The sequence below is a fragment of the Enterobacter sp. N5-15 genome (genome assembly GCF_057221635.1).
The window spans coordinates 3,445,888-3,466,374 of record NZ_CM170150.1 but is presented as its reverse complement, the minus strand read 5'-3'; the positions used below and the strand labels follow the sequence as shown (position 1 = coordinate 3,466,374).

Here is a 20,487-nt window from a genome sequence, read left to right as displayed (position 1 = left end):
TTTGCCTTACCCGGCCTACGAATCCTGCGGCCTGCAAAAGCTCGAACCGTAGGCCGGGTAAGCGATAGCGCCACCCGGCAAAGCAGACAGCTCCCCGTTACTGTTTACGGAAAAAGTCGTTGTACAGCATGTAAAGGTGCGCCGCGCTCCACGAGAAATTAGGCGCGCCTTGCTGCGCCCCGGTTAGCGGATTGTAGTTTTCCTGAATCGGGCCGTCGGACGTTAACCCCTTTGCGTGCTTAAAGAAGCTTTCTGCCAGCGTTTGTGCCTGTTCCCGGTAGCCGTAGCGTTCCATCCCTTTCAGGCCAAACCAGAACTGGTCGACCCAGACCCGGCCGCGCCAGTAGATATCCGGACCAAATGCCGGGTTGGTTAGCGCGGCAGTCCCGAGCGGCACGTACGTGTTGAACTCTTTCGGATCCAGCATCACTTTCACCACGGCATCAGCATGCTCCTGCGTGGCCGCACCGTTAAACAGCGGCGACCAGCCTTCCGGTCCTTTACCTCGCTCGACGATAGGCTTGCCCGCACAGCCGTTCGCCCGCGGTTTATCCTCGATACGGATGTCATAGTAAAAGCCGCTCTTCGCATCGAACATGCAGGTATTGATGTAGCTCGCGAGCCTATCCGCCAGCTGGCGGTAGCGGCTGGCCTCCTGCTCTTTACCCAGCAGGCTCGCCATCTGTGCCAGATAGTGATTGTCGCTGTACATATAGCTCGCCTGGTCGACGGACTCCTGCAGCAGCGAGTAGCCCAGCAGCTTGCCCTCTTTGTCGCGGTTTTCGGCAAACTTCACCGTCCAGTCGCTGCGTTTACCGCCGTTTGCGATGTATTTATCCAGCTGGAATTGATCGATAAAACCGAAGACGGCGGCGTCATCGCGCCCTGATTCCCACGAGGCCGCAACCTGCGCCGGGATCTCCAGACTGTCGTAATGGCCCTTGTCGATGACTCTGGCATAGTTCTTCAGTCCGGAGAGGGATTCTTCTTTATCGCCTCTTTTCACCGTGAAGAGCATGTCGCCGCTGGCGGTATTATGGGCCTTGTCGCGCGTCGCGCCGTACTCCGGCACGCCGTTGCCGTTGTGGTCGCGGTTGCGCAGCCACCAGTCGTGATAGGCCACCAGCTTAGGATACATTTCCGCCAGCCAGGCCTTATCCTGCGTGGTGTTGTACACCTCCATCACCGACCACGCCGCCAGGCTCGGTTTGGTATTACGCTCGTTCCAGTTGCCGCCGTCGCCGCCGCGTTCCGGGCTCAGGTTCCAGGCGATGAGGTCCGGCACAAAGCCGGCATCCTGCGGGCGTACCGGATCGTCGGGTTTGATTTGCCAGGAAAAGACTGCACGAATGTTCTCTTTGGCGATTTCCGGGTTGAAATGCGACATGGCAAACGCCTGTTTCCAGGTATCCCACGGCCAGGTCTGGTTGCCGGAGAACCAGCGTCCGGTGACGGATGGCGTCACCGTGTTATAGCGCACCGCGCCGCCCGGCGAGCGCCAGTTGCCGTTCAGCGTTTCGATGGCCTTCACCGCCACGCGGGTTTGCTCTGGGGTCGCATCAGGGTTGGTTAACCCTTTCTGCAAATAGCCTTCCCAGCGCTGCTGCGAGGCCGTCATATAAGCGGCCGGGCGCGCCAGAATATCGCGGATCTGCACCTGCTCGCGCTTTACCTCATCGGCATTCAGCAGATGGGAGTAGGTGGTATACAGCGTGGTGCTGCCGGTAATGTGCGCGCGGCTGGTAAAGCGGTGCCCGTCGACGGTGGTGTCAACGGGGAGGGATTTATGCACCTGATATTCGGAGCTGCCGGAGGTCAGCAGATCCCAGGTGGAGCGCACTTTGCCAAAGGTCACTTTCAGGCCGTCACGCGCGGGGAGCAGCCTGCGCTGGTAATCGGGATACGCGCCGTCGATGGTCTTATCCGACAGCGGTTTGCCCTCTTTAGCCTCCAGCTTTTCCAGCAGTTCGCCGTCCCACACCAGGTCGAGCGGTGACTTGCTGATGATGCGGGTTTCCAGCAGCGAGGTCCGCGCGGTGGCAAAGCGCAGCGTCATCGCGATCTGCACATCTTTCGCATTCAGCTTCTGCACCAGCGCGCCGGGCAGGCTGTAAGCCTCAAGGGTAAAATCGACTTTTTTGCCGTTCTGATACACGCTCAGGCGATCGAAGTTGGTCGCCATAAAGTTAATGTACTCTTCGGTGAGCAGCGCTACGCCGGGAAATCCTCCCTGGGTCTGCGGTCCGTCCGGCAGCAAATGCCCATGCCAGGCACCCAAATCGAAAAAGGGACTGAAACGCTGGTGGTCGTCAGCGTCGAAATCGTGCATGTATTCCGGTGCACCGGCGCGGTTGATGACGTTTTTAAAATCAGCTGGGGTGGTGGCGTGAGCCGAAAAGCTGAGCGCCAGCGCGCAGGCCAGCGGTGTAAGGCTGAGTTTCATGACGGAAGATCCTTTTACCAGTAGAAATATTGCATCAGGAAGACCTGGTCGCTCGGGTCGCCGGAGGCATTTTTCATGTAGAAGCGGCTGTCGGCCGCGGTAGCAAAACGGCCACCGCCGTACTCGTACCAGATACCGAACTGCATAAACGAGGTCGTTTCATCGGCGGCATTGTCCGGGCGATGCTTTGCGTAGCTGTAAGCGGTGGAGAGATAGACGCCTTTTAACGCTTCAATCATGGCGCTGACCATATACCCGGTCTCTGTGCCGGAGACGTCCCTGCCGCTGGCGCGCCCGGTGTGATGCCAGGCGCGCGCCGCCAGGTTGGGCGACAGAATGCCGGTCAGGAAGAGTTGGCCTGTCCCGTCGGTGACCTCCAGGCCGTTCATCCAGGTGACGTCTTTGACGATGTCATACTGGATATAGCCGTTGGCCATCGCCGGATAGGTATACTTATCGTCATAGCGATCGTATTTGCCAAAATGCAGCCAGGCTTTGCTCTCGTCATGGTGCCCCGCAGGCGTGGCGGTGACGCTGTAGCGCAGGTTACCGGAGCGGTTCTGTACCTTGAGCGCGTACATAATGTCGCGGGTGTTGGGGATCACATATCCCAGGTCGGGCGTGAAATCTCCCCACCACTGCAGGTCATCGAGGGAGGAGTCCTGACGCAGGCTGAGCATGATCTCGGTGCTGCCGTCAGTTTTGTAGCCGCCGTAAAAGCGGTTAAGCCCACCTTCGAATCCGCCCCAGCTGTGGTCGGGCACCCAGGCGTTCCCCTGATGGTCAGCCTGTACGGTCCAGCCCTCACCGTAAATCAGGCCGAACCAGTGCCCGTGCTTCATTTCCAGACCGCCCTCAATATAGGTGCCGTCACTGTATTTATGCTTATTCTGGCCTTCTAAATCCATATATCCGCCAACCCCCAGCTCGCCATAAAAACGAAATGATGGAGAGGTGATTTCCGGGGTTCGGGTATCGTCGTGCTCTGCTGGCCGTGCCTCTTCTGCGGCAAATGACGGGCAGCAGAAGGAGAGGGCAGCGAGTGCCCCAATCGTTTTCTCTTTAATTTTCATGCACTCATCCCAATGAGAAAATATCCATGCCTTAAGTGTTAATTAATATTTGAGGCAGGTGACGCTTCTATTTGTTGTTGTTCTTTTGATAATCCCCTGACGTATTTGCTGTATTTCCACCAGGCAAATCCGAGGAATAACACAATGCCACCGACGTTATAGAAAATAATCGTCAGAATATTGGCACCGGTGGGGAAGGTTGAGGCCACAAACCCGATGGCAAAAATCACAATCAGCATCGACACCACCACCATCCCCGTGGTGCGCGAGCCCATTTTGAAATCACGCGGGAGATGATCGAGCTTACGACGCAGATTCAGGTAAGCCAGCATGATGAACAGCGGCGGTAACATTGACGCGGCCGCGGTCATGTTGATGACGGTATTCATCAGCTCCTGCGCGGTGTTCGATCCCATGGTTGGGATAATCATTAACGGAATGACGATCAAATACTGGATCCACGCCGCGCGCGCCGGTACGCCGTTTTCGTTCAGCGCCACGGTTTTTGCTCCAAAGATGCCGCTCGGGATTTCAGAGAAGAAGATTTTGACCGGGGTCGCCGTCCACATCAGCAGGGAACCGAACATCGCGGTAAAGGAGACCAGGCCGACAAAGCGGTTCATCAGCACTTCCGGCAGGCCAAACCATACCGCCAGGCCGTGGAACACCTGTACAGAACCACCGGTGAACTTCAGCTCTTTGCTGCTGATAAAGACGTTAATCAGCACCGAGGAGATGGAGTAGAGCACGCCGATGAAAATCCCCGCCAGAATGATCACCCTGACGAAGGATTTTGACCCGCCCTTCACGTCGTTAACGTATACCGCAACGGACTCTGCGCCCCCGGCGGCCATAAATATCCAGGTGGTGATGCCAAGAAACGCCCAGTTAAAGTTCGGGATCATCGCGTCAACGGTAATCGGGTCGGCTGGCTGCACGCCGCCCATCAGCGCCGCACCGGCCAGCAGAATATAGGAGAGGGTCAGCAGCAGCATCAGCGTTGAGGTGACAGACGTGATCGGCCCCAGCATTTTCGCCCCGTTGGTGGACACCCAGGTTGAGAAAGCGAACAGCACCATGCTCAGGACCGTGGTGGCAAACGGCGTAAGAATGTACTCATAGCCCAAAAAGGCGTAAGAGGCGTAGGCGATGACGCGGGGTAATAACGAGGTAAAGAAGAACAGGTTTACGAACCAGTAGGTGTAGGCGGTAATAAACGCCCAGCGCCCGCCCAGCGAGCTTTTCACCCAGGCGTACACCCCGGCTTCGGAGTTTTTATTCAGGGAGACAAACTCCGCGATGATTAAGCAGAAAGGAATGAAGTAGAACAGGGTGGCTAAAAAGAACATCGGCGCCGAGGCGAGGCCCAGCTCGATATTGTTGTTGATAACGTTATTAAAACTAAATACGGCGGCAAACGTCAGCGACAGCAGGCCGAATTTGCCGATGGTATTACGCTTGGTAGTTTCAGACATAATATATCTCCGGGTACGAGGAGGATAGATACCCGTCATACTTCAAGTTGCAGATGCGTTGGCTGCACTCGTTCACCCCAGTCACATAGTTATCTATGCTCCCGGGGATTCGCTCTCTTGCCGCCTTCCTGCAACTCGAATTATTTAGGGTATAGCGGTGCTTCATTGGCACCGCTGAATTTTTATTTGTTATGGAAATAGCCGTCTTCGATGGTCACATAGAGGACGACTTTTTTAGCAGGCGTTTCGCTGATAAAGCGATAGGCCTCGTGATTCTCGCAAATGACGATTTGCCCCTCATGGATGAGTTCGGTATGGCCCACGCCTTTCAGGTACTCGCGGTCGGTTTCATCCCGGTAGCACTCCACAAGCTGAAGGGCGTCTTTTGCGGCGTACTCAATTTTCTGCGCGCCCTGCAGGTAGTAATGCACCTCGAAATAGCGACGATGGCCGACGAACAGCGCGTCGGTGCTGGCATCATGGGTCACGCGATAGGCCAGAGAGTCGCCAATCGAGTGGGCGACGCCGGGCTGGATGTGGTCGATATTGTTGATGGCCTCCGTGCAGCGCTGCCATTTACGGCCCGTGCGATAACGCTGCTGGAACTGTTCCAGGCTGTCGAGAACGATCATTTTTCTGCCTCGCTGTGCGAATTCATGGAGAAGAAACCGGTGCCGAACCGATGGTGTAACAGTGCCTGCGCGGCGGTTTGTCCGCCTTCCAGCGGGAGCAGGGTGAAGCCGTAGCGGAAAGGCCTGAACCAGACGCGCCAGGTGTCCAGCACTTCGCTTCCCCAGGAGTTGGAGCCTAAGCCCAGCAACTGATGATCGAGATTGAGGGTGATGTCATCGCTGCGGCGCAGTTCGTTGCAGTGCTGCGCGGCGTGGATGTTCTCTGCCGTATAGTGCCAGGCGCTGAAATGGATGGGCTGTTCAGGCACCACCAGAAGACCGCTGCCGTGACGGTTGGCGAGCGTTGCCCAGCGCACCTGCTGGCGGTTGCCGTTGTTCTGCGGGAACGGGTAGTTTTCGAACATCTCGTCCACGGTGGTGTGCCATTGGTCTATGGTGCTGGCCTGCTGGCTGTCCGGGTAGTTCTCTCCGGGGCCGCGTCCGTAGTAGCTCACCTGGTCGAATTCGCCGTTGATGCCGAGGGTGAAGCCGATGCACGGGATAATGTGCGGGTAATCGCCGTAGCGTTCGCCGCTTAGCTCAACGTTAATTTGTCCGTCGGCGGCAATGCGCCAGCGGTAGGTGCAGCGCATACCAAAATCAAACACCGGCGGAGCAATCAGCGTGCGGGTCGTAATGACGATCGCATCGTCCTGCTGTTCGATCTCAAAACCGCGCAGATGCTCCTGCATAATCTGCAGGTGGTTGGGTTGCCATAGCCCCTCATATTCCTGCTTGTGGTTATCAATCATCGGCTTGAAGAAATTAATCTTCGGTTCGCGGGTAATCTTATCTTCACCGTTAACCTGCCAGGCGCTGAGTTTTCCCGTCACTTTTGAGAAGCTTGCGCGGAAGTTATGTCCGGTCACGGTACAGTTCAGGCGGTCCTCTTCCAGCAGCAGCGGCGTGGCGTTGGCGTTAATAAACGGCGTCGCGTGAGCCGTGCGCGCTTTTAGCGGGAACTGATACACCGCAATCTCGTGTCCCGCCTCGCTATAGCGGGTGCGGCTGTTTTTGCTGATGCGCACGGTCAGGAACGCTTCGCGCTCGTCGAGTTCGGGCAGGTTCAGGCTCACGCTGCGGGTGCTGTTGGGGGCCAGCCCGGTCATTGTCAGCGGCTGGCTGTACAGGGTTTCACCTTCGGCACGCACCTCAACGAGCAGGGTGTAATCGTCCAGGCTGGTGAACCAGAAGCGATTTTCAACGTGCAGCTCGCCGTTCTGCCAGCGCAGCTTGACCGGGGCAATCACCTGCTTATATTCGCGCAGGCCCGGACCCGGCGTTTGGTCGGAGTAGATCAGCCCGTCGAGGCAGAAGTTGTAGTTGTTCGGGTAGTCACCAAAGTCGCCGCCGTAGGCGTAATACGTATTGCCGCTGGCATCTGCCGCCTGAATACCGTGGTCGCACCACTCCCAGACGTAGTGGCCCTGAATGCAGTCGTGGCGATCGAAGACGTTTTGATACTCGCTCAGACCGCCGGGACCGTTGCCCATCGCGTGGGCGTATTCGCAGATGATGCGCGGTTTGGCGTGGGGATACTCGCCGAACAGGTTCATCAGCGGCACGCGGGTGTACATGGTAGAGATAATATCCACCACCTCGGCGTCGCGATCTTCTTCGTAATGCAGCAGGCGCGTGTCGTCCAGCGCTTTTGCGGCCCGCGCCATGGCGCGGATATTGCAGCCGTAGCCGGACTCGTTGCCAAGCGACCAGATGATGATTGAAGGATGGTTTTTCTGCGCGTGAATATGGCGTTCGATGCGCTCAACGTAGACATGTTCCCACAGCGGATCGTCCGTGATGCGGCTCAGATCGCCGACGTTGGCAAAGCCGTGGGATTCCACATCCGTCTCCGCCATCACGAACAGGCCGTAGATGTCGCACAGCTCGTAGAAGCGCGGATCGTTGGGGTAGTGGGCGGTGCGCACCGAATTGATGTTGTGCTGCTTCATCAGGATCAGGTCGCGCTCGACCCGATCCATGCCCACGGCGCGGCCTTTCTGGTGATCGTTGTCGTGACGGTTTACGCCGTGCAGCTTCAGGTAGCGATTGTTGATGTAGAACAGACCGTCGCGCACCTTGATGTCGCGAAAACCAATACGCTGCGGGATAACCTCCAGCGTCTGCCCGTTCGCATCTTTTAGCGTTACTACCAGATGGTAGAGATAGGGGGATTCCGCAGACCACTGTTGAGGCTGTTTGACCTCAATGCTGAAGGCGGTTTCCGCGCTGCGGGTCACGGTCAGGCTGTCGGTTGTGCCCTGATGGATCGCTGCTTCGCCATCATACAGGGCATACTCCAGCGACACGGCCGATGCGTGCGGGGCCAGGTTTTCCAGCTCAAGCTGACAGAAAAGGGTGGCGTTTTTGTAAGCTTCGTCAAAGGTGGTTTTGATCGTGACGTCGCCCACGTGAGTGGGATTTTTGCCGATCAGATAGACGTCGCGGAAAATACCGGCCGTCCACCACATGTCCTGATCCTCAATGTAGGTAGAATCTGCCCACTGCATTACCCGCACGCAGAGCAGGTTTTGCCCGCCATGCACCGCGTGGCTGATATCAAACTCGGCGGTCAGTCGGCTGCCTTTGCTAAAGCCAATGTAGTGACCATTCACGTAGACTTCGAAATAGGTTTCGACGCCGTCAAACTTGATGAGGGTCTGCTTACCCTGCCAGCCGTCCGAAAGCGTGAAGTAGCGCTGATACGCCCCGGTTGGGTTATCTGTGGGCACCCGGGGGACGTCGACCGGGAAGGGAAAGCCTTCGTCGGTGTACTGCAGCTGGCCGTGGCCTTCCATCTGCCACATGGCGGGTACGGTTATGTCGCCCCAGTCGGCCATGTACTCAGAGGTGAAGTTTTCTGGCACCAGCAGCGGATGGGTGAAAAAACGAAAATTCCACTGGCCGCTGAGTGATAAAAAGCGGCTGCTGGCCTCGCGAGCAAAGGAGCGAGCCTGCGCGACGGTGTCATATGAGAAGAAGTACGCACGCGGCGGGAGCCGGTTCTCATGCGTGAGTTGAATATTTTCCCAGCGATTCATGCGATCTCCCTGTAGGGGTAAAACATCATTGCTGAGGATTTTAGTAAATATTTTACTAAATAAAATCAGTAAAATTGATTTGCTTTAACTCGATCACGAAATAAAAAAAAGCCGGGCATGCCCGGCAGCGTGTCAAACGAGGGGATTAACGGGTGGTGCCGCGCAGTTTCAGCACGCTCGGCACGAAGACCTGCAGCGGCAGCGCCCGGCCATCGCGGGATTTTTCCAGCAGCAGGTTAACCCCCTGGCTGCCCATCATTTCAGAGTGGATGCGTACGGTAGAGAGCGGCGGGAAGGTGAAGCGGGCGGTCGGGATATCGTTCACGCTAATGAGCGAAATGTCCTCCGGGATCGCCAGCCCTTTTTCATGGATAGCGCGCAAGACGCCGATGGCTATCGAATCCGAGGCCACAAACAGGGCGGTTGGCCAGCTTGTCTGAGCCAGCATGGTTTTTGCCAGTTCGTATCCGGACGAGCTGGAAAAACCGCCGCGCCAGATATCCTGTTCAGACACCACCCCTTTCAAACGGCCATACTCGACAAAAGCGGATTCGCGGATATCGGCTTTGCCAGGTTCATCTTCCCCGCCGATAAAGCCAATGCGCTTAACGCCCTGATCGATAAAGAAATCAACGATCTGCTTGCTGATGCGCGAGAGGTCAATGTCGACGGAATCGAACGCGCTGCCGGGCTCGTGAAAATCGATAAAGCAGACGTTGTCCGTCAGGGCCATTGCGCTACGGCGAGTGGCTGATGAAGGTTTGCCCACAATCAGTACGCCGGTCAGTTTTTTACTCTCCGGCAGGGTGGCACTGGCGTAACAGTTGCTTAGCTCCACGCCCAGTTTTTCACACTGCGTCTCAATGCCGTGGCGGATGGCAAGGTAGTAAGGGTCGTTAATCTCCAGCTCTTGCTGGTAGCTGTAGAGCGCCAGAATATGTTGCTGACCCACCGAGGCAGACTGCATTTTGCGAGACGTTGTGCTCTTATATTCCAGCTTTTCCGCAATCTCCAGAATGCGGTGTTTGGTCTCTTCTTTTACGTTCAACGTTGGGTCATCGTTTAAAACCCGGGATACCGTCGCCAGCGAAACGCCAGCCTCCGTCGCGATGTCTTTGAGCGTAGCCATGTTTGTCCTTATTCCCCACGTGATAACCCATTGTAAAGGATGGGCCAGGACATGCATCAGTTTTTACTAAATATCATGCCCATTGCTTCCGGCAAATAGCGTGCTAGTATTTAGTAAAATTTTACCAAAGAGAGAGCATGGACACGATAGCTTACGATGACTTTGCAAAGCTGGAGATCCGCGTGGGGACGATCGTGGACGTTAAGCGCCACGCTAACGCAGATAAACTCTATATCGCGCAGATTGATGTAGGCGGAAAAACGCTGCAAACCGTCACCAGCCTGGTGCCCTATTACCGGGAAGAAGAGCTTATGGGAAAAACGGTGGTGGTGCTGTGTAATCTGGCGAAAGCGAAGATGCGCGGCGAAACGTCTGAATGCATGTTGCTCTGCGCGGAAACCGATGACGCCAGCGAAAGCGTGTTGTTAACGCCGGAGCGGGCGATGGCGGCGGGTGTGCGGGTGGTATAAAAAAGGGCGGCAAAGCCACCCGATTTTTGTAGGCCGGGTAAGCGACAGCGCCACCCGGCAAAAGCACTAGATCACGCTCAGCGCCTTCTCCACCACGTTCTCAACGGTAAAGCCGAAGTACGGGAACAGCTTATCGGCAGGGGCGGACTCCCCGTAGCCCCGCATGCCGACAATCGCCCCTTTGAGCCCGACATACTTGTACCAGTAGTCGGCAATACCGGCTTCCACCGCCACGCGAGCCGCGACGCTGGACGGCAGGACCGATTCCCGGTACGCCTCGTCCTGAGCGTCAAAAATATCCGTAGAAGGCAGGGACACCACGCGCACCGCGTGTCCTTCGGCGGTCAGTTTCTCCGCCGCTTTCACCGTGATTTCCACCTCGGAACCGGTGGCAATCAGGATCACGTCCGGCTTGCCGCCGCTGTCCTTCAGAATGTAGCCGCCGCGGGCGATGTTTTTCACCTGCTCCGGAGTACGCTCGATCTGCGCCAGGTTCTGGCGTGACAGAATCAGTGCCGTTGGGCCATTGTGGCGTTCCACCGCCAGCTTCCAGCCCACCGCCGCTTCGACCTGATCGCACGGACGCCAGGTGCTGAAGTTGGGCGTCAGGCGCAGGCTCGCCAGCTGTTCAACCGCCTGGTGCGTGGGCCCGTCTTCCCCCAGCCCGATGGAGTCATGGGTGTAGACCATGATTTGCCGCGCCTTCATCAGCGCCGCCATGCGCGCCGCGTTACGGGCGTACTCGACAAACATCAGGAAGGTGGCGGTGTACGGCACAAACCCGCCGTGATGGGCGATGCCGTTGGCAATGGCGGTCATCCCGAACTCGCGCACGCCGTAGTGGATGTAGTTCCCGGCGATGTCCTCTTTGAGCGATTTCGAGCCGGACCAGATCGTCAGGTTGCTTGGCGCCAGGTCCGCCGAGCCGCCGAGCAGTTCGGGCAGAATAGGGCCGATTGCGTTCAGCGTATTTTGCGACGCCTTACGGGTGGCGATTTTCGCCGGGTTGGACTGCAGGTTTTCAATCAGCGCCTGGGTTTTATCGTCCCAGTCTTCCGGCAGACCGCCGCTCATGCGGCGGGAAAACTCGGCCGCCAGCTCAGGATGCGCTTTTTTGTAGGCGGCAAATTTATCGTTCCAGGCGTGCTGGGCTTTCTCACCGTCTTCACGGGCATCCCAGGCTCTGTAGATCTCTTTCGGGATCTCAAACGGCGGGTATTTCCAGCCCAGCTTCTGCCGGGTCAGCGCCACTTCCTCGTCACCCAGCGCCGCGCCGTGCGCCTCTTCTTTGCCCGCCTTGTTCGGCGAGCCGAAGCCGATCACCGTGCGGCAGATAATCAGGGACGGTTTATCCTTCACGCTCTGCGCTTCCTGAATCGCTTTTTTCACCGCCTCAGGGTCGTGGCCGTCGATCTCGTGCACCACATGCCAGTGGTAGGCTTCGAAGCGTTTTGCCGTGTCGTCGGTAAACCAGCCTTCGGTCTCCCCGTCGATGGAGATGCCGTTGTGATCGTAGAAGCCGATCAGCTTGCCAAGCCCCAGCGTGCCCGCCAGGGAGCAGACCTCGTGGGAGATCCCCTCCATCAGGCAGCCGTCGCCCATAAACACGTAGGTGTAATGGTCGACAATCTCATGGTCCGGCTGGTTAAACTGCGCCGCCAGCGTGCGTTCGGCAATCGCCAGCCCAACCGCATTGGCCAGCCCCTGACCGAGCGGCCCGGTGGTGGTTTCCACCCCGGGCGTATAGCCAATCTCCGGGTGCCCCGGCGTTTTGGAGTGCAGCTGGCGGAAGTTTTTCAGCTCCTCGAGCGGCAGATCGTAGCCGGAAAGGTGCAGCAGGCTGTAGAGCAGCATTGAGGCGTGACCGTTGGAGAGAATAAAGCGGTCGCGATCGTACCAGGTGGGGTCATTCGGGTTGTGCTTCAGAAAATCGTTCCACAGCACTTCGGCAATATCAGCCATGCCCATCGGCGCGCCGGGGTGGCCGGAATTGGCTTTCTGCACGGCATCCATGCTGAGGGCGCGAATGGCATTGGCTAGCTCTTTACGGGACATAGTTCACTCCGTGGCAAGGTTAAAGTTTGGCGGCGAGAAGATCTTCAAGTTTGCGCTGGTCGACGGCGAACAGGCGGATACCTTCCGCCAGTTTTTCGACAGCCATCGCGTCCTGGTTGTGCTCCCAGCGGAACTCCGCTTCGGTCATGGTTTTCGGTTTTGGCAGAACGGTGGAGGTTGGCACCAGCTTGCGGATCACCGTTTCTTCTTTGTCCTGTAGCTCCTGGAGCAGGTTAGGGGAGATGGTCAGGCGGTCGCAGCCTGCCAGGGCGAGGATCTGCTCGGTACGGCGGAAGCTGGCCCCCATCACGATGGTTTCGTAGCGGTGCTGTTTGTAATAGTCGTAGATATTACGGACCGATTTCACGCCCGGATCCTCATCCACCACGTATGGATCCATCGGCTGTTTCGCCTGATACCAGTCGTAGATGCGCCCGACAAACGGCGAGACGAGGAACACGCCCGCCTCAGCGCAGGCGCGCGCTTGGGCAAACGAGAACAGCAGCGTCAGGTTGCAGTGGATGCCCTCTTTTTCCAGCACCTCTGCCGCGCGGATGCCTTCCCAGGTGGAGGCGAGCTTGATCAGGATACGTGATTTATCGATCCCCTGTTCCTGGTAGAGCTCAACCAGACGACGCGCCTTATTAATGCTCTTTTCTTTATCGAACGAGAGGCGGGCGTCGACTTCGGTTGAGACGCGTCCCGGGATGCTTTTAAGAATTTCCGCACCAAAATTAACCGCCAGCTTGTCGCTGGCTTCCGCGACCTGCTGCTCCTGCGTTTTCCCGCGCTGTTTACCGTAGGCAATGGCGTCATCAATCAGATGACTAAAATGGGCAAGCCCGGCCGCTTTGAGCAGCAGCGAAGGGTTGGTGGTCGCATCCTCCGGCTGATAGTGGCGAATCGACTCGATATCGCCGCTGTCTGCAACCACGGTGGTGAATTTTTTGATGCCGTCTAGCTGGTTCATAAATGATTACTCCTTGGAAATAAAAGAGTTAGATGAGTGCGTTAGTTCACACTTCTGGAAAAATCATGATGGACTTAACAAAAAAGCATAGCAGACGGGGGAGGCATTGCTTTTGAGACGGGTAACATGGCTGTTATAAATTGATAACAATTTTTAATGTGTGATGGTGAGAGTTTGGCAGCCTTCAAAGTTTATGCGCTGTCCTGCGGCGATACTATCTGACCGATACGTAAAAGGAATAACAAGATGGACGATCAGTTAAAACAGAGTGCCCTCGATTTTCACGAGTTTCCTGTCCCGGGGAAAATCCAGGTCTCCCCAACCAAGCCGCTGGCAACCCAGCGCGATCTGGCGCTGGCCTATTCGCCGGGCGTCGCTGCCCCGTGTCTGGAAATCGAAAAAGACCCGCTGGCGGCCTACAAATACACCGCGCGTGGCAATCTTGTCGCCGTGATCTCTAACGGCACGGCGGTGCTGGGGCTGGGCAACATCGGTGCGCTGGCCGGCAAGCCGGTGATGGAAGGGAAGGGGGTACTGTTCAAGAAATTCGCCGGTATCGATGTGTTCGATATCGAGGTGGACGAACTCGATCCTGACAAATTCATCAACGTGGTGGCCGCGCTGGAGCCGACCTTCGGCGGGATTAACCTGGAAGACATCAAAGCGCCGGAATGTTTCTATATCGAGCAGAAGCTGCGCGAGCGTATGAACATTCCCGTGTTCCACGATGACCAGCACGGCACCGCGATTATCAGCACCGCCGCGATTCTGAACGGCCTGCGCGTGGTTGAGAAAAATCTCTCCGACGTGCGCATGGTGGTGTCTGGCGCAGGCGCGGCGGCCATCGCCTGTATGAACCTGCTGGTAGCGCTGGGTATGCAGAAACACAACATTGTGGTCTGCGACTCCAAGGGCGTTATCTATAAAGACCGCGAGCCGAACATGGCGGAAACCAAAGCGGCGTATGCGGTGGACGACGACGGTAAACGCACCCTGGACGACGTGATCGACGGCGCGGATATCTTCCTCGGCTGCTCTGGTCCGAAAGTGTTGACCCAGGAGATGGTGAAGAAGATGGCGCGTGCGCCAATGATCCTGGCCCTGGCGAACCCTGAGCCGGAAATCCTGCCGCCGCTGGCGAAAGCGGTGCGTGAAGACGCCATTATCTGTACCGGTCGTTCCGACTACCCGAACCAGGTCAACAACGTGCTCTGCTTCCCGTTCATCTTCCGCGGCGCGCTGGACGTTGGCGCAACGGCGATCAACGAAGAGATGAAGCTTGCCGCCGTTCACGCCATCGCGGAGCTGGCCCACGCCGAGCAGAGCGAGGTGGTTGCCTCAGCCTACGGCGATCAGGATTTGAGCTTCGGACCGGACTACATCATTCCAAAACCGTTCGACCCGCGTCTGATTGTCAAAATTGCTCCAGCGGTGGCCAAAGCGGCGATGGACTCTGGCGTGGCGACGCGTCCGATTCACGATTTCGACGCTTACGTCGATAAACTCACCGAGTTTGTCTATAAAACGAACCTGTTCATGAAGCCGATTTTCTCCCAGGCGCGCGCCGACGCGAAGCGCGTCGTGCTGGCGGAAGGGGAAGAGGCGCGCGTGCTGCACGCCACCCAGGAGCTGATCACCTTAGGCCTGGCGAAACCGATCCTGATTGGTCGTCCTAGCGTGATTGAGATGCGCATCCAGAAGCTGGGCCTGCAGATTAAGCCGGGCGTCGACTTCGAGATCGTTAACAACGAATCCGATCCGCGCTTCAAAGAGTACTGGAGCGAATACTACGCGATCATGAAGCGCCGGGGGATCACCCAGGAGCAGGCGCAGAAAGCGGTCATCAGCAACACCACGGTGATCGGCGCGATCATGGTGCATCGCGGCGAGGCGGATGCGCTTATCTGCGGTACCATCGGCGATTACCACGAGCACTTTAGCGTGGTGCAGGAGATCTTCGGCTATCGCGACGGCGTCCATACCGCCGGGGCGATGAACGCGCTGCTGCTGCCGAGCGGCAACACCTTTATTGCTGACACCTACGTTAACGACGATCCGACCCCGGACGAGCTGGCGGAGATCACCGTGATGGCCGCCGAGACCGTGCGTCGCTTTGGCATCGAGCCGAAGGTGGCGCTGCTGTCGCACTCTAACTTTGGTTCGTCTAAATCAGCGGCGGCGTGCAAAATGCGTCAGACGCTGGAGCTGGTGCGCGAGCGTGCGCCGGAGCTGATGATTGACGGGGAGATGCACGGCGACGCCGCGCTGGTGGAGAGCATCCGTAACGAACGTATGCCGGACAGCCCGCTGAAGGGATCGGCCAACATACTGATTATGCCGAACGTGGAAGCGGCGCGTATCAGCTATAACCTGCTGCGCGTCTCCAGCTCTGAAGGGGTGACCGTAGGACCGGTACTGATGGGCGTGGCGAAACCGGTGCATGTGTTAACGCCGATTGCCTCCGTGCGTCGTATCGTGAACATGGTGGCGCTGGCGGTGGTTGAGGCGCAGACGCAGCCTCTGTAAGCGCGTGGTGTCGGGTGGCGCGTTCGCTTACCCGACCTACGGGTTGAGTAGGCCGGATAAGCGCAGCGCCATCCGGCAGCTACACCCAGTCCCGAACCTGAATAAACTCACGCAAGGCAGCCTCCGGGCTGCCTTCTTTTGGTTCGTAGCAGTACTCCCAGCGCACCAGCGGCGGCATCGACATCAGAATCGACTCCGTGCGCCCGCCGGTCTGCAGGCCGAACAGCGTCCCGCGATCCCACACCAGGTTGAACTCCACGTAGCGCCCGCGGCGGTAAAGCTGGAACTCACGTTCGCGCACGCCGTAGTCGGTGTTTTTACGGCGCTCGACGATGGGCAGATACGCGTCGGTATAGCCTTCGCCTACCGCGCGCATAAAGCTGAACGCGGTATCAAAATCTGGCGCGTTGAGATCGTCAAAGAACAGCCCGCCGATGCCGCGCTGCTCGTCGCGGTGCTTCAGGTAAAAGTAGTCGTCGCACCACTTTTTAAATTTCGGGTAGACCTCTTCGCCAAACGGCAGGCAAAGATCCCGCGCGGTGGTGTGCCAGTGCACGGCATCTTCTTCGAAGCCGTAGTAGGGCGTTAAATCGAAACCGCCGCCGAACCACCAGACCGGGTCGGCGCCCGGTTTTTCCGCAATGAAAAAGCGCACGTTGGCGTGGCTGGTGGGCACGAACGGGTTGTGCGGATGCACCACCAGCGAGACGCCCATCGCCTCGAAGCTGCGGCCCGCCAGCTCAGGACGATGCGCCGTCGCAGACGCGGGCATGGCGTCGCCGTGAACGTGGGAAAAATTCACGCCCGCCTGTTCGAAGATGCCGCCGTTTCGCAGCACGCGGCTGCGCCCGCCGCCCCCGGCCTCGCGCTGCCAGTTATCTTCCTGAAATTCACCGCCGTCTGCGGCGGCCAGTTTCTGGCAGATCTCATCCTGCAGCTGCAGCAGGAAGGTTTTTACCAGTTGAGCATCGGGTTTCATCAACGTTTCCTGGAGTGCGCTTTTTGGTTATCGAACCAGTTGAAGTAGCTGATAATGCCGGAGGCGATGGCGTTGGCGATCTTCTGACGAAACGCCGTGGTGCCGAGGAGTCGCTCTTCTTCCGGGTTGGTAATGAAGGAGGTTTCCACCAGCACGGACGGGATGGACGGTGATTTCAGGACCACGAACGCCGCCTGCTCGGTGCCTTTGCTGTGCAGACGATGCACCGGCTTAATCTTCTTCAGAATATGCGAGCCGAGCGTCAGGCTGTTTTTGATCGTATCCGTCTGCACGAGGTCGAACAGCACCTGCTGTAGCAGATGATCTTTATCAGTGGCTTTCTTCCCGGCGACTTCATCCGCCCGGTTTTCGCGGTCGGAGAGGTATTTTGCCATGGCGCTACTGGCGCCACGGTTGGAAAGCGCAAACACCGAGGCACCGGCCGCAGAAGGGTTGGTAAAGCCGTCGGCGTGGATCGACATAAACAGATCCGCACCGTGCTGGTGGGCGATCTCAACGCGGTCATACAGCGGAATGAAGGTGTCGCCAGAGCGCGTCAGACGGGCGTCAATGCCGTTACTGCGTAAAATTGCGCGCACATTTTTTGCAATTGCCAGCACGACATGTTTTTCTTTCGACCCGTTTTTGCCGATGGCGCCGGTATCAATACCGCCGTGGCCCGGGTCGAGCATCACCAGACGCTTCGCGCCCGGCTTTTTGGTTTTTGGTTTGCTGTGTCCGTTACTGGTTTTGAGCGTGCTCTCGTCTTTCGCCTGAGCCTGCTTTGCGATGCCCGTTAACGTTAAGGCCGCCAGCCCCGATTTGAGAACCTGACGACGCGATGTGAGTGCTTTTAATGGTTTGAATGTGCTCATGCGGCCTGAATACTAAAAAAAGGGGTCCTGGTGTTATATCGTATCGTGTTTCCCGTTACGACAGTCCATATTGAGAATTGTTTTACTTTTCATTTCAATACGTGACAAAGTGACATTATGCCAAATTTTGGCGAGATTTTCCCCGGTTATTGGCTAAAGGCGTGCTTCGCGCCATAATCACTGTTTTTAAACCCGAAAAGGCGGTTAATACCATGGAGATACGCGTTTTTCGCCAGGAAGATTTCGAAGAGGTGATCACCCTTTGGGAGCGCTGCGATCTGCTGCGTCCGTGGAACGATCCGGAAATGGATATCGAACGTAAGGTGAATCACGACGTCAGTCTGTTTCTGGTCGCGGAAGTCAACGGTGAGGTTGTGGGGACGGTAATGGGCGGGTACGACGGCCACCGCGGCTCGGCCTATTATCTGGGCGTCCACCCGGAATACCGTGGCCGCGGCATTGCCAATGCGCTGCTGAACCGGCTCGAGAAGAAGCTTATCGCCCGCGGCTGCCCAAAAATCCAGATCATGGTGCGGGAAGATAACGACGTGGTGCTGGGCATGTATGAGCGTCTGGGCTATGAACACGCTGACGTGCTGACTCTGGGCAAGCGTTTGATTGAAGATGAAGAGTACTGAGATCCATCCGGCTGACTATGACGCGCAGGGCCGCGTCAGGCTGCCCTTTTTATTCTGGTGCGTTCTGCTGCTGCAGGCCCGGACCTGGGTGCTGTTTGTGATGGCCGCCGCGTCGCGCGGGCAGGGCGATACGCTGCTGAATCTCTTTTATCCCGATCATGATGCCTTCTGGCTCGGCTTGCTGCCGGGCGTACCGGCGGTGATCGCTTTTTTATGCAGCGGACGACGGCAGGCGATCCCCCGCTTTTGGCGCGCGCTTCGCTGGCTGCTGATCCTCGCCCAGGTTGCGCTGCTCTTCTGGCAGCCGGTACTCTGGTGGTACGGTGAACCGCTGACGGGCACTGGCGTTGCGCTGGTGGTTGCCGATATTGTGGCCCTGCTGTGGCTGCTGACCAACCCGCGTCTTCGCGCCTGTTTTGCGCATCAGGATGATTAATCCGGCACTTTTTGCCGATGTCGCACTCCAACAAGCGTTGATTTAACAAGAAAGGACGTTTCAATGAAATCGCTGCGTTTACTTTTATGCGCTCTCCCGCTGGCGTTGACCGGCTGTTCGACGCTCTCCTCCATTAACTGGTCCGCCGCGTATCCGTGGAACTGGTTTGGCTCATCAACGGAAGTGACCGAGCAGGGCGTGGGGAAAATTACCGCCGCGACGGCGCTGGATCAGAATGCTATTCAGGATGCGCTCAGCAGCGATTACCGCCTGCGCAGCGGCATGAAAACGGAGAATGGCAATATTGTTCGCTATTACGAAGCGCTGAAGGGCGACAAGCTGGCGCTGGTGATCAACGGTGACAAAGGCACGGTAAACCGAATTGCCGTGATGGATGAAGATATTCCGACGGCGAGCGGGGTGAAGGTGGGTACGCCGTTTAGCGAACTTTATAAGCAGGCTTTTGGCAACTGCACCAGCGCGCCGTCTGACGACAAGGTCGCGGTGGAATGTAAGGCTGAAGGCAGCCAGCACATCAGCTATGTCTTCACCGGAACCTGGAGCGGCCCGGAAGGACTGATGCCGTCTGACGACACGCTTAAGAGCTGGAAAGTGAGCAAAATACTCTGGAAGCAGTAATTTGCGCCTGAACAAACCGCCTCGCTGAAATCCGGGTATAATACCCGCCATCAATGCCACGCTGACGTGGCATCTTTATTTCAGGAGGAGCGATGTCTCAGGTTCAGAGTGGCATTTTGCCAGAACATTGCCGCGCGGCGATTTGGATTGAAGCCAATGTTAAAGGGGACGTGGATGCCCTGCGTGCGGCCAGTAAAGCGTTTGTTGATAAGCTGGCCACCTTCCAGGCCAAATTCCCGGAAGCCCACCTCGGCGCCGTTGTTGCCTTTGGCAATAACGTCTGGCGTCAGCTGAGCGGTGGCGAAGGGGCGGAAGAGCTGAAAGACTTCATCCCTTACGGCAAAGGTCTGGCGCCGGCGACCCAGTACGACGTGCTGATCCACATTCTTTCTCTGCGTCACGATGTGAACTTCTCCGTTGCCCAGGCGGCGGTGGCGGCCTTTGGCGACAGCATTGAGGTGCAGGAAGAGGTTCACGGTTTCCGCTGGGTCGAAGAGCGCGATCTGAGCGGCTTCGTCGACGGGACGGAAAACCCGGCTGGGGAAGAGACGCGTCGTGAAGTCGCGGTAATCAAAGACGGCGTGGACGCGGGCGGCAGCTACGTGTTCGTGCAGCGCTGGGAGCACAACCTCAAGCAGCTTAACCGCATGAGCGTGCACGACCAGGAGATGATGATTGGTCGTACTAAAGAAGCCAACGAAGAGATCGACGGCGACGACCGTCCCGTTACCTCTCACCTGACCCGCGTTGACCTGAAAGAAGATGGCAAAGGGCTGAAGATTGTTCGCCAGAGCCTGCCGTACGGTACCGCCAGCGGCACGCACGGCCTCTACTTCTGCGCCTACTGCGCGCGCCTGTATAACATTGAGCAGCAGCTGCTGAGCATGTTTGGCGATACCGACGGCAAGCGCGACGCCATGCTGCGCTTCACCAAACCGGTGACCGGCGGCTACTACTTTGCGCCGTCCGTTGAGCGTCTGCTGGCGCTGTAATGGCCTTTCACCCTCTCCCTGTGGGAGAGGGCCGGGGTGAGGGCATCAGGCCGCACCCCTTATTCCCTTTTCTGC

General features: G+C 57.5%; 16 protein-coding genes. 6 read left to right on the top strand and 10 right to left on the bottom strand.

Annotated elements, in window-relative coordinates:
- Nucleotides 1-97: 97 nt before the first annotated feature.
- From ygjK to ebgR, 6 genes are all read right to left on the bottom strand, one after another.
- On the bottom strand, nt 98-2,443 hold the full coding sequence (ygjK, locus tag AC2TE5_RS16380) for an alpha-glucosidase (protein WP_484612021.1): 2,346 nt from the start codon (nt 2,441-2,443) through the stop codon (nt 98-100).
- A 14-nt stretch (nt 2,444-2,457) separates the two neighbouring features.
- Nucleotides 2,458-3,516 (bottom strand): protein YgjJ, encoded by a 1,059-nt coding sequence (ygjJ, locus tag AC2TE5_RS16375; protein ID WP_484612020.1) that lies wholly within the window; start codon nt 3,514-3,516, stop codon nt 2,458-2,460.
- A 38-nt stretch (nt 3,517-3,554) separates the two neighbouring features.
- Nucleotides 3,555-4,991, bottom strand: coding sequence for an amino acid permease (locus tag AC2TE5_RS16370; RefSeq protein WP_121425196.1), 1,437 nt, complete (start codon nt 4,989-4,991; stop codon nt 3,555-3,557).
- Nucleotides 4,992-5,173: 182 nt separating this feature from the next.
- On the bottom strand, nt 5,174-5,623 hold the full coding sequence (locus tag AC2TE5_RS16365; RefSeq protein ID WP_213328101.1) for a beta-galactosidase subunit beta: 450 nt from the start codon (nt 5,621-5,623) through the stop codon (nt 5,174-5,176).
- Nucleotides 5,620-8,703, bottom strand: coding sequence for a beta-galactosidase subunit alpha (ebgA, locus tag AC2TE5_RS16360; RefSeq protein ID WP_484612019.1), 3,084 nt, complete (start codon nt 8,701-8,703; stop codon nt 5,620-5,622). The genes AC2TE5_RS16365 and ebgA overlap by 4 nt, the downstream gene beginning before the upstream one ends.
- 145 nt (nt 8,704-8,848) lie before the next feature.
- A complete protein-coding gene (gene ebgR, locus AC2TE5_RS16355; protein WP_484612018.1) occupies nt 8,849-9,832 on the bottom strand; it encodes a transcriptional regulator EbgR in 984 nt (327 codons plus the stop codon).
- A 137-nt stretch (nt 9,833-9,969) separates the two neighbouring features.
- Here ebgR and AC2TE5_RS16350 point away from each other — a divergent pair, with 137 nt between their 5' ends.
- A complete protein-coding gene (locus AC2TE5_RS16350; RefSeq protein WP_024907583.1) occupies nt 9,970-10,302 on the top strand; it encodes a tRNA-binding protein in 333 nt (110 codons plus the stop codon).
- Nucleotides 10,303-10,368: 66 nt separating this feature from the next.
- Here AC2TE5_RS16350 and tkt read toward each other — a convergent pair whose 3' ends face one another.
- Nucleotides 10,369-12,357, bottom strand: a complete 1,989-nt coding sequence (gene tkt, locus AC2TE5_RS16345; protein ID WP_063143476.1) for a transketolase — start codon at nt 12,355-12,357, stop codon at nt 10,369-10,371.
- A 19-nt stretch (nt 12,358-12,376) separates the two neighbouring features.
- A complete protein-coding gene (tal, locus tag AC2TE5_RS16340; protein ID WP_061714673.1) occupies nt 12,377-13,327 on the bottom strand; it encodes a transaldolase in 951 nt (316 codons plus the stop codon).
- A 246-nt stretch (nt 13,328-13,573) separates the two neighbouring features.
- On the opposite strand from tal, the gene maeB reads away from it, so the two are divergent.
- Entirely contained in the window at nt 13,574-15,853 is a 2,280-nt protein-coding gene (gene maeB / locus AC2TE5_RS16335; protein ID WP_126329918.1) for an NADP-dependent oxaloacetate-decarboxylating malate dehydrogenase, read from the top strand.
- A 79-nt stretch (nt 15,854-15,932) separates the two neighbouring features.
- Here maeB and hemF read toward each other — a convergent pair whose 3' ends face one another.
- Nucleotides 15,933-16,832 (bottom strand): oxygen-dependent coproporphyrinogen oxidase, encoded by a 900-nt coding sequence (hemF, locus tag AC2TE5_RS16330; RefSeq protein WP_484612017.1) that lies wholly within the window; start codon nt 16,830-16,832, stop codon nt 15,933-15,935.
- A complete protein-coding gene (amiA, locus tag AC2TE5_RS16325) occupies nt 16,832-17,707 on the bottom strand; it encodes an N-acetylmuramoyl-L-alanine amidase AmiA (protein WP_484612016.1) in 876 nt (291 codons plus the stop codon). Before amiA ends, hemF begins: the two co-directional genes overlap by 1 nt.
- Before the next feature lie 212 nt (nt 17,708-17,919).
- Here amiA and AC2TE5_RS16320 point away from each other — a divergent pair, with 212 nt between their 5' ends.
- From AC2TE5_RS16320 to AC2TE5_RS16305, 4 genes are all read left to right on the top strand, one after another.
- On the top strand, nt 17,920-18,345 hold the full coding sequence (locus AC2TE5_RS16320) for a GNAT family acetyltransferase (RefSeq protein ID WP_024907604.1): 426 nt from the start codon (nt 17,920-17,922) through the stop codon (nt 18,343-18,345).
- Nucleotides 18,332-18,781 (top strand): DUF2919 domain-containing protein, encoded by a 450-nt coding sequence (locus AC2TE5_RS16315; RefSeq protein WP_032659317.1) that lies wholly within the window; start codon nt 18,332-18,334, stop codon nt 18,779-18,781. The genes AC2TE5_RS16320 and AC2TE5_RS16315 overlap by 14 nt, the downstream gene beginning before the upstream one ends.
- Nucleotides 18,782-18,844: 63 nt before the next feature.
- Complete coding sequence (locus tag AC2TE5_RS16310) at nt 18,845-19,420, top strand: RpoE-regulated lipoprotein (RefSeq protein WP_213328106.1); 576 nt, start codon at nt 18,845-18,847, stop codon at nt 19,418-19,420.
- 92 nt (nt 19,421-19,512) lie between these two features.
- Nucleotides 19,513-20,412 (top strand): Dyp-type peroxidase, encoded by a 900-nt coding sequence (locus AC2TE5_RS16305; RefSeq protein ID WP_039263701.1) that lies wholly within the window; start codon nt 19,513-19,515, stop codon nt 20,410-20,412.
- Nucleotides 20,413-20,487 lie beyond the last annotated feature (75 nt).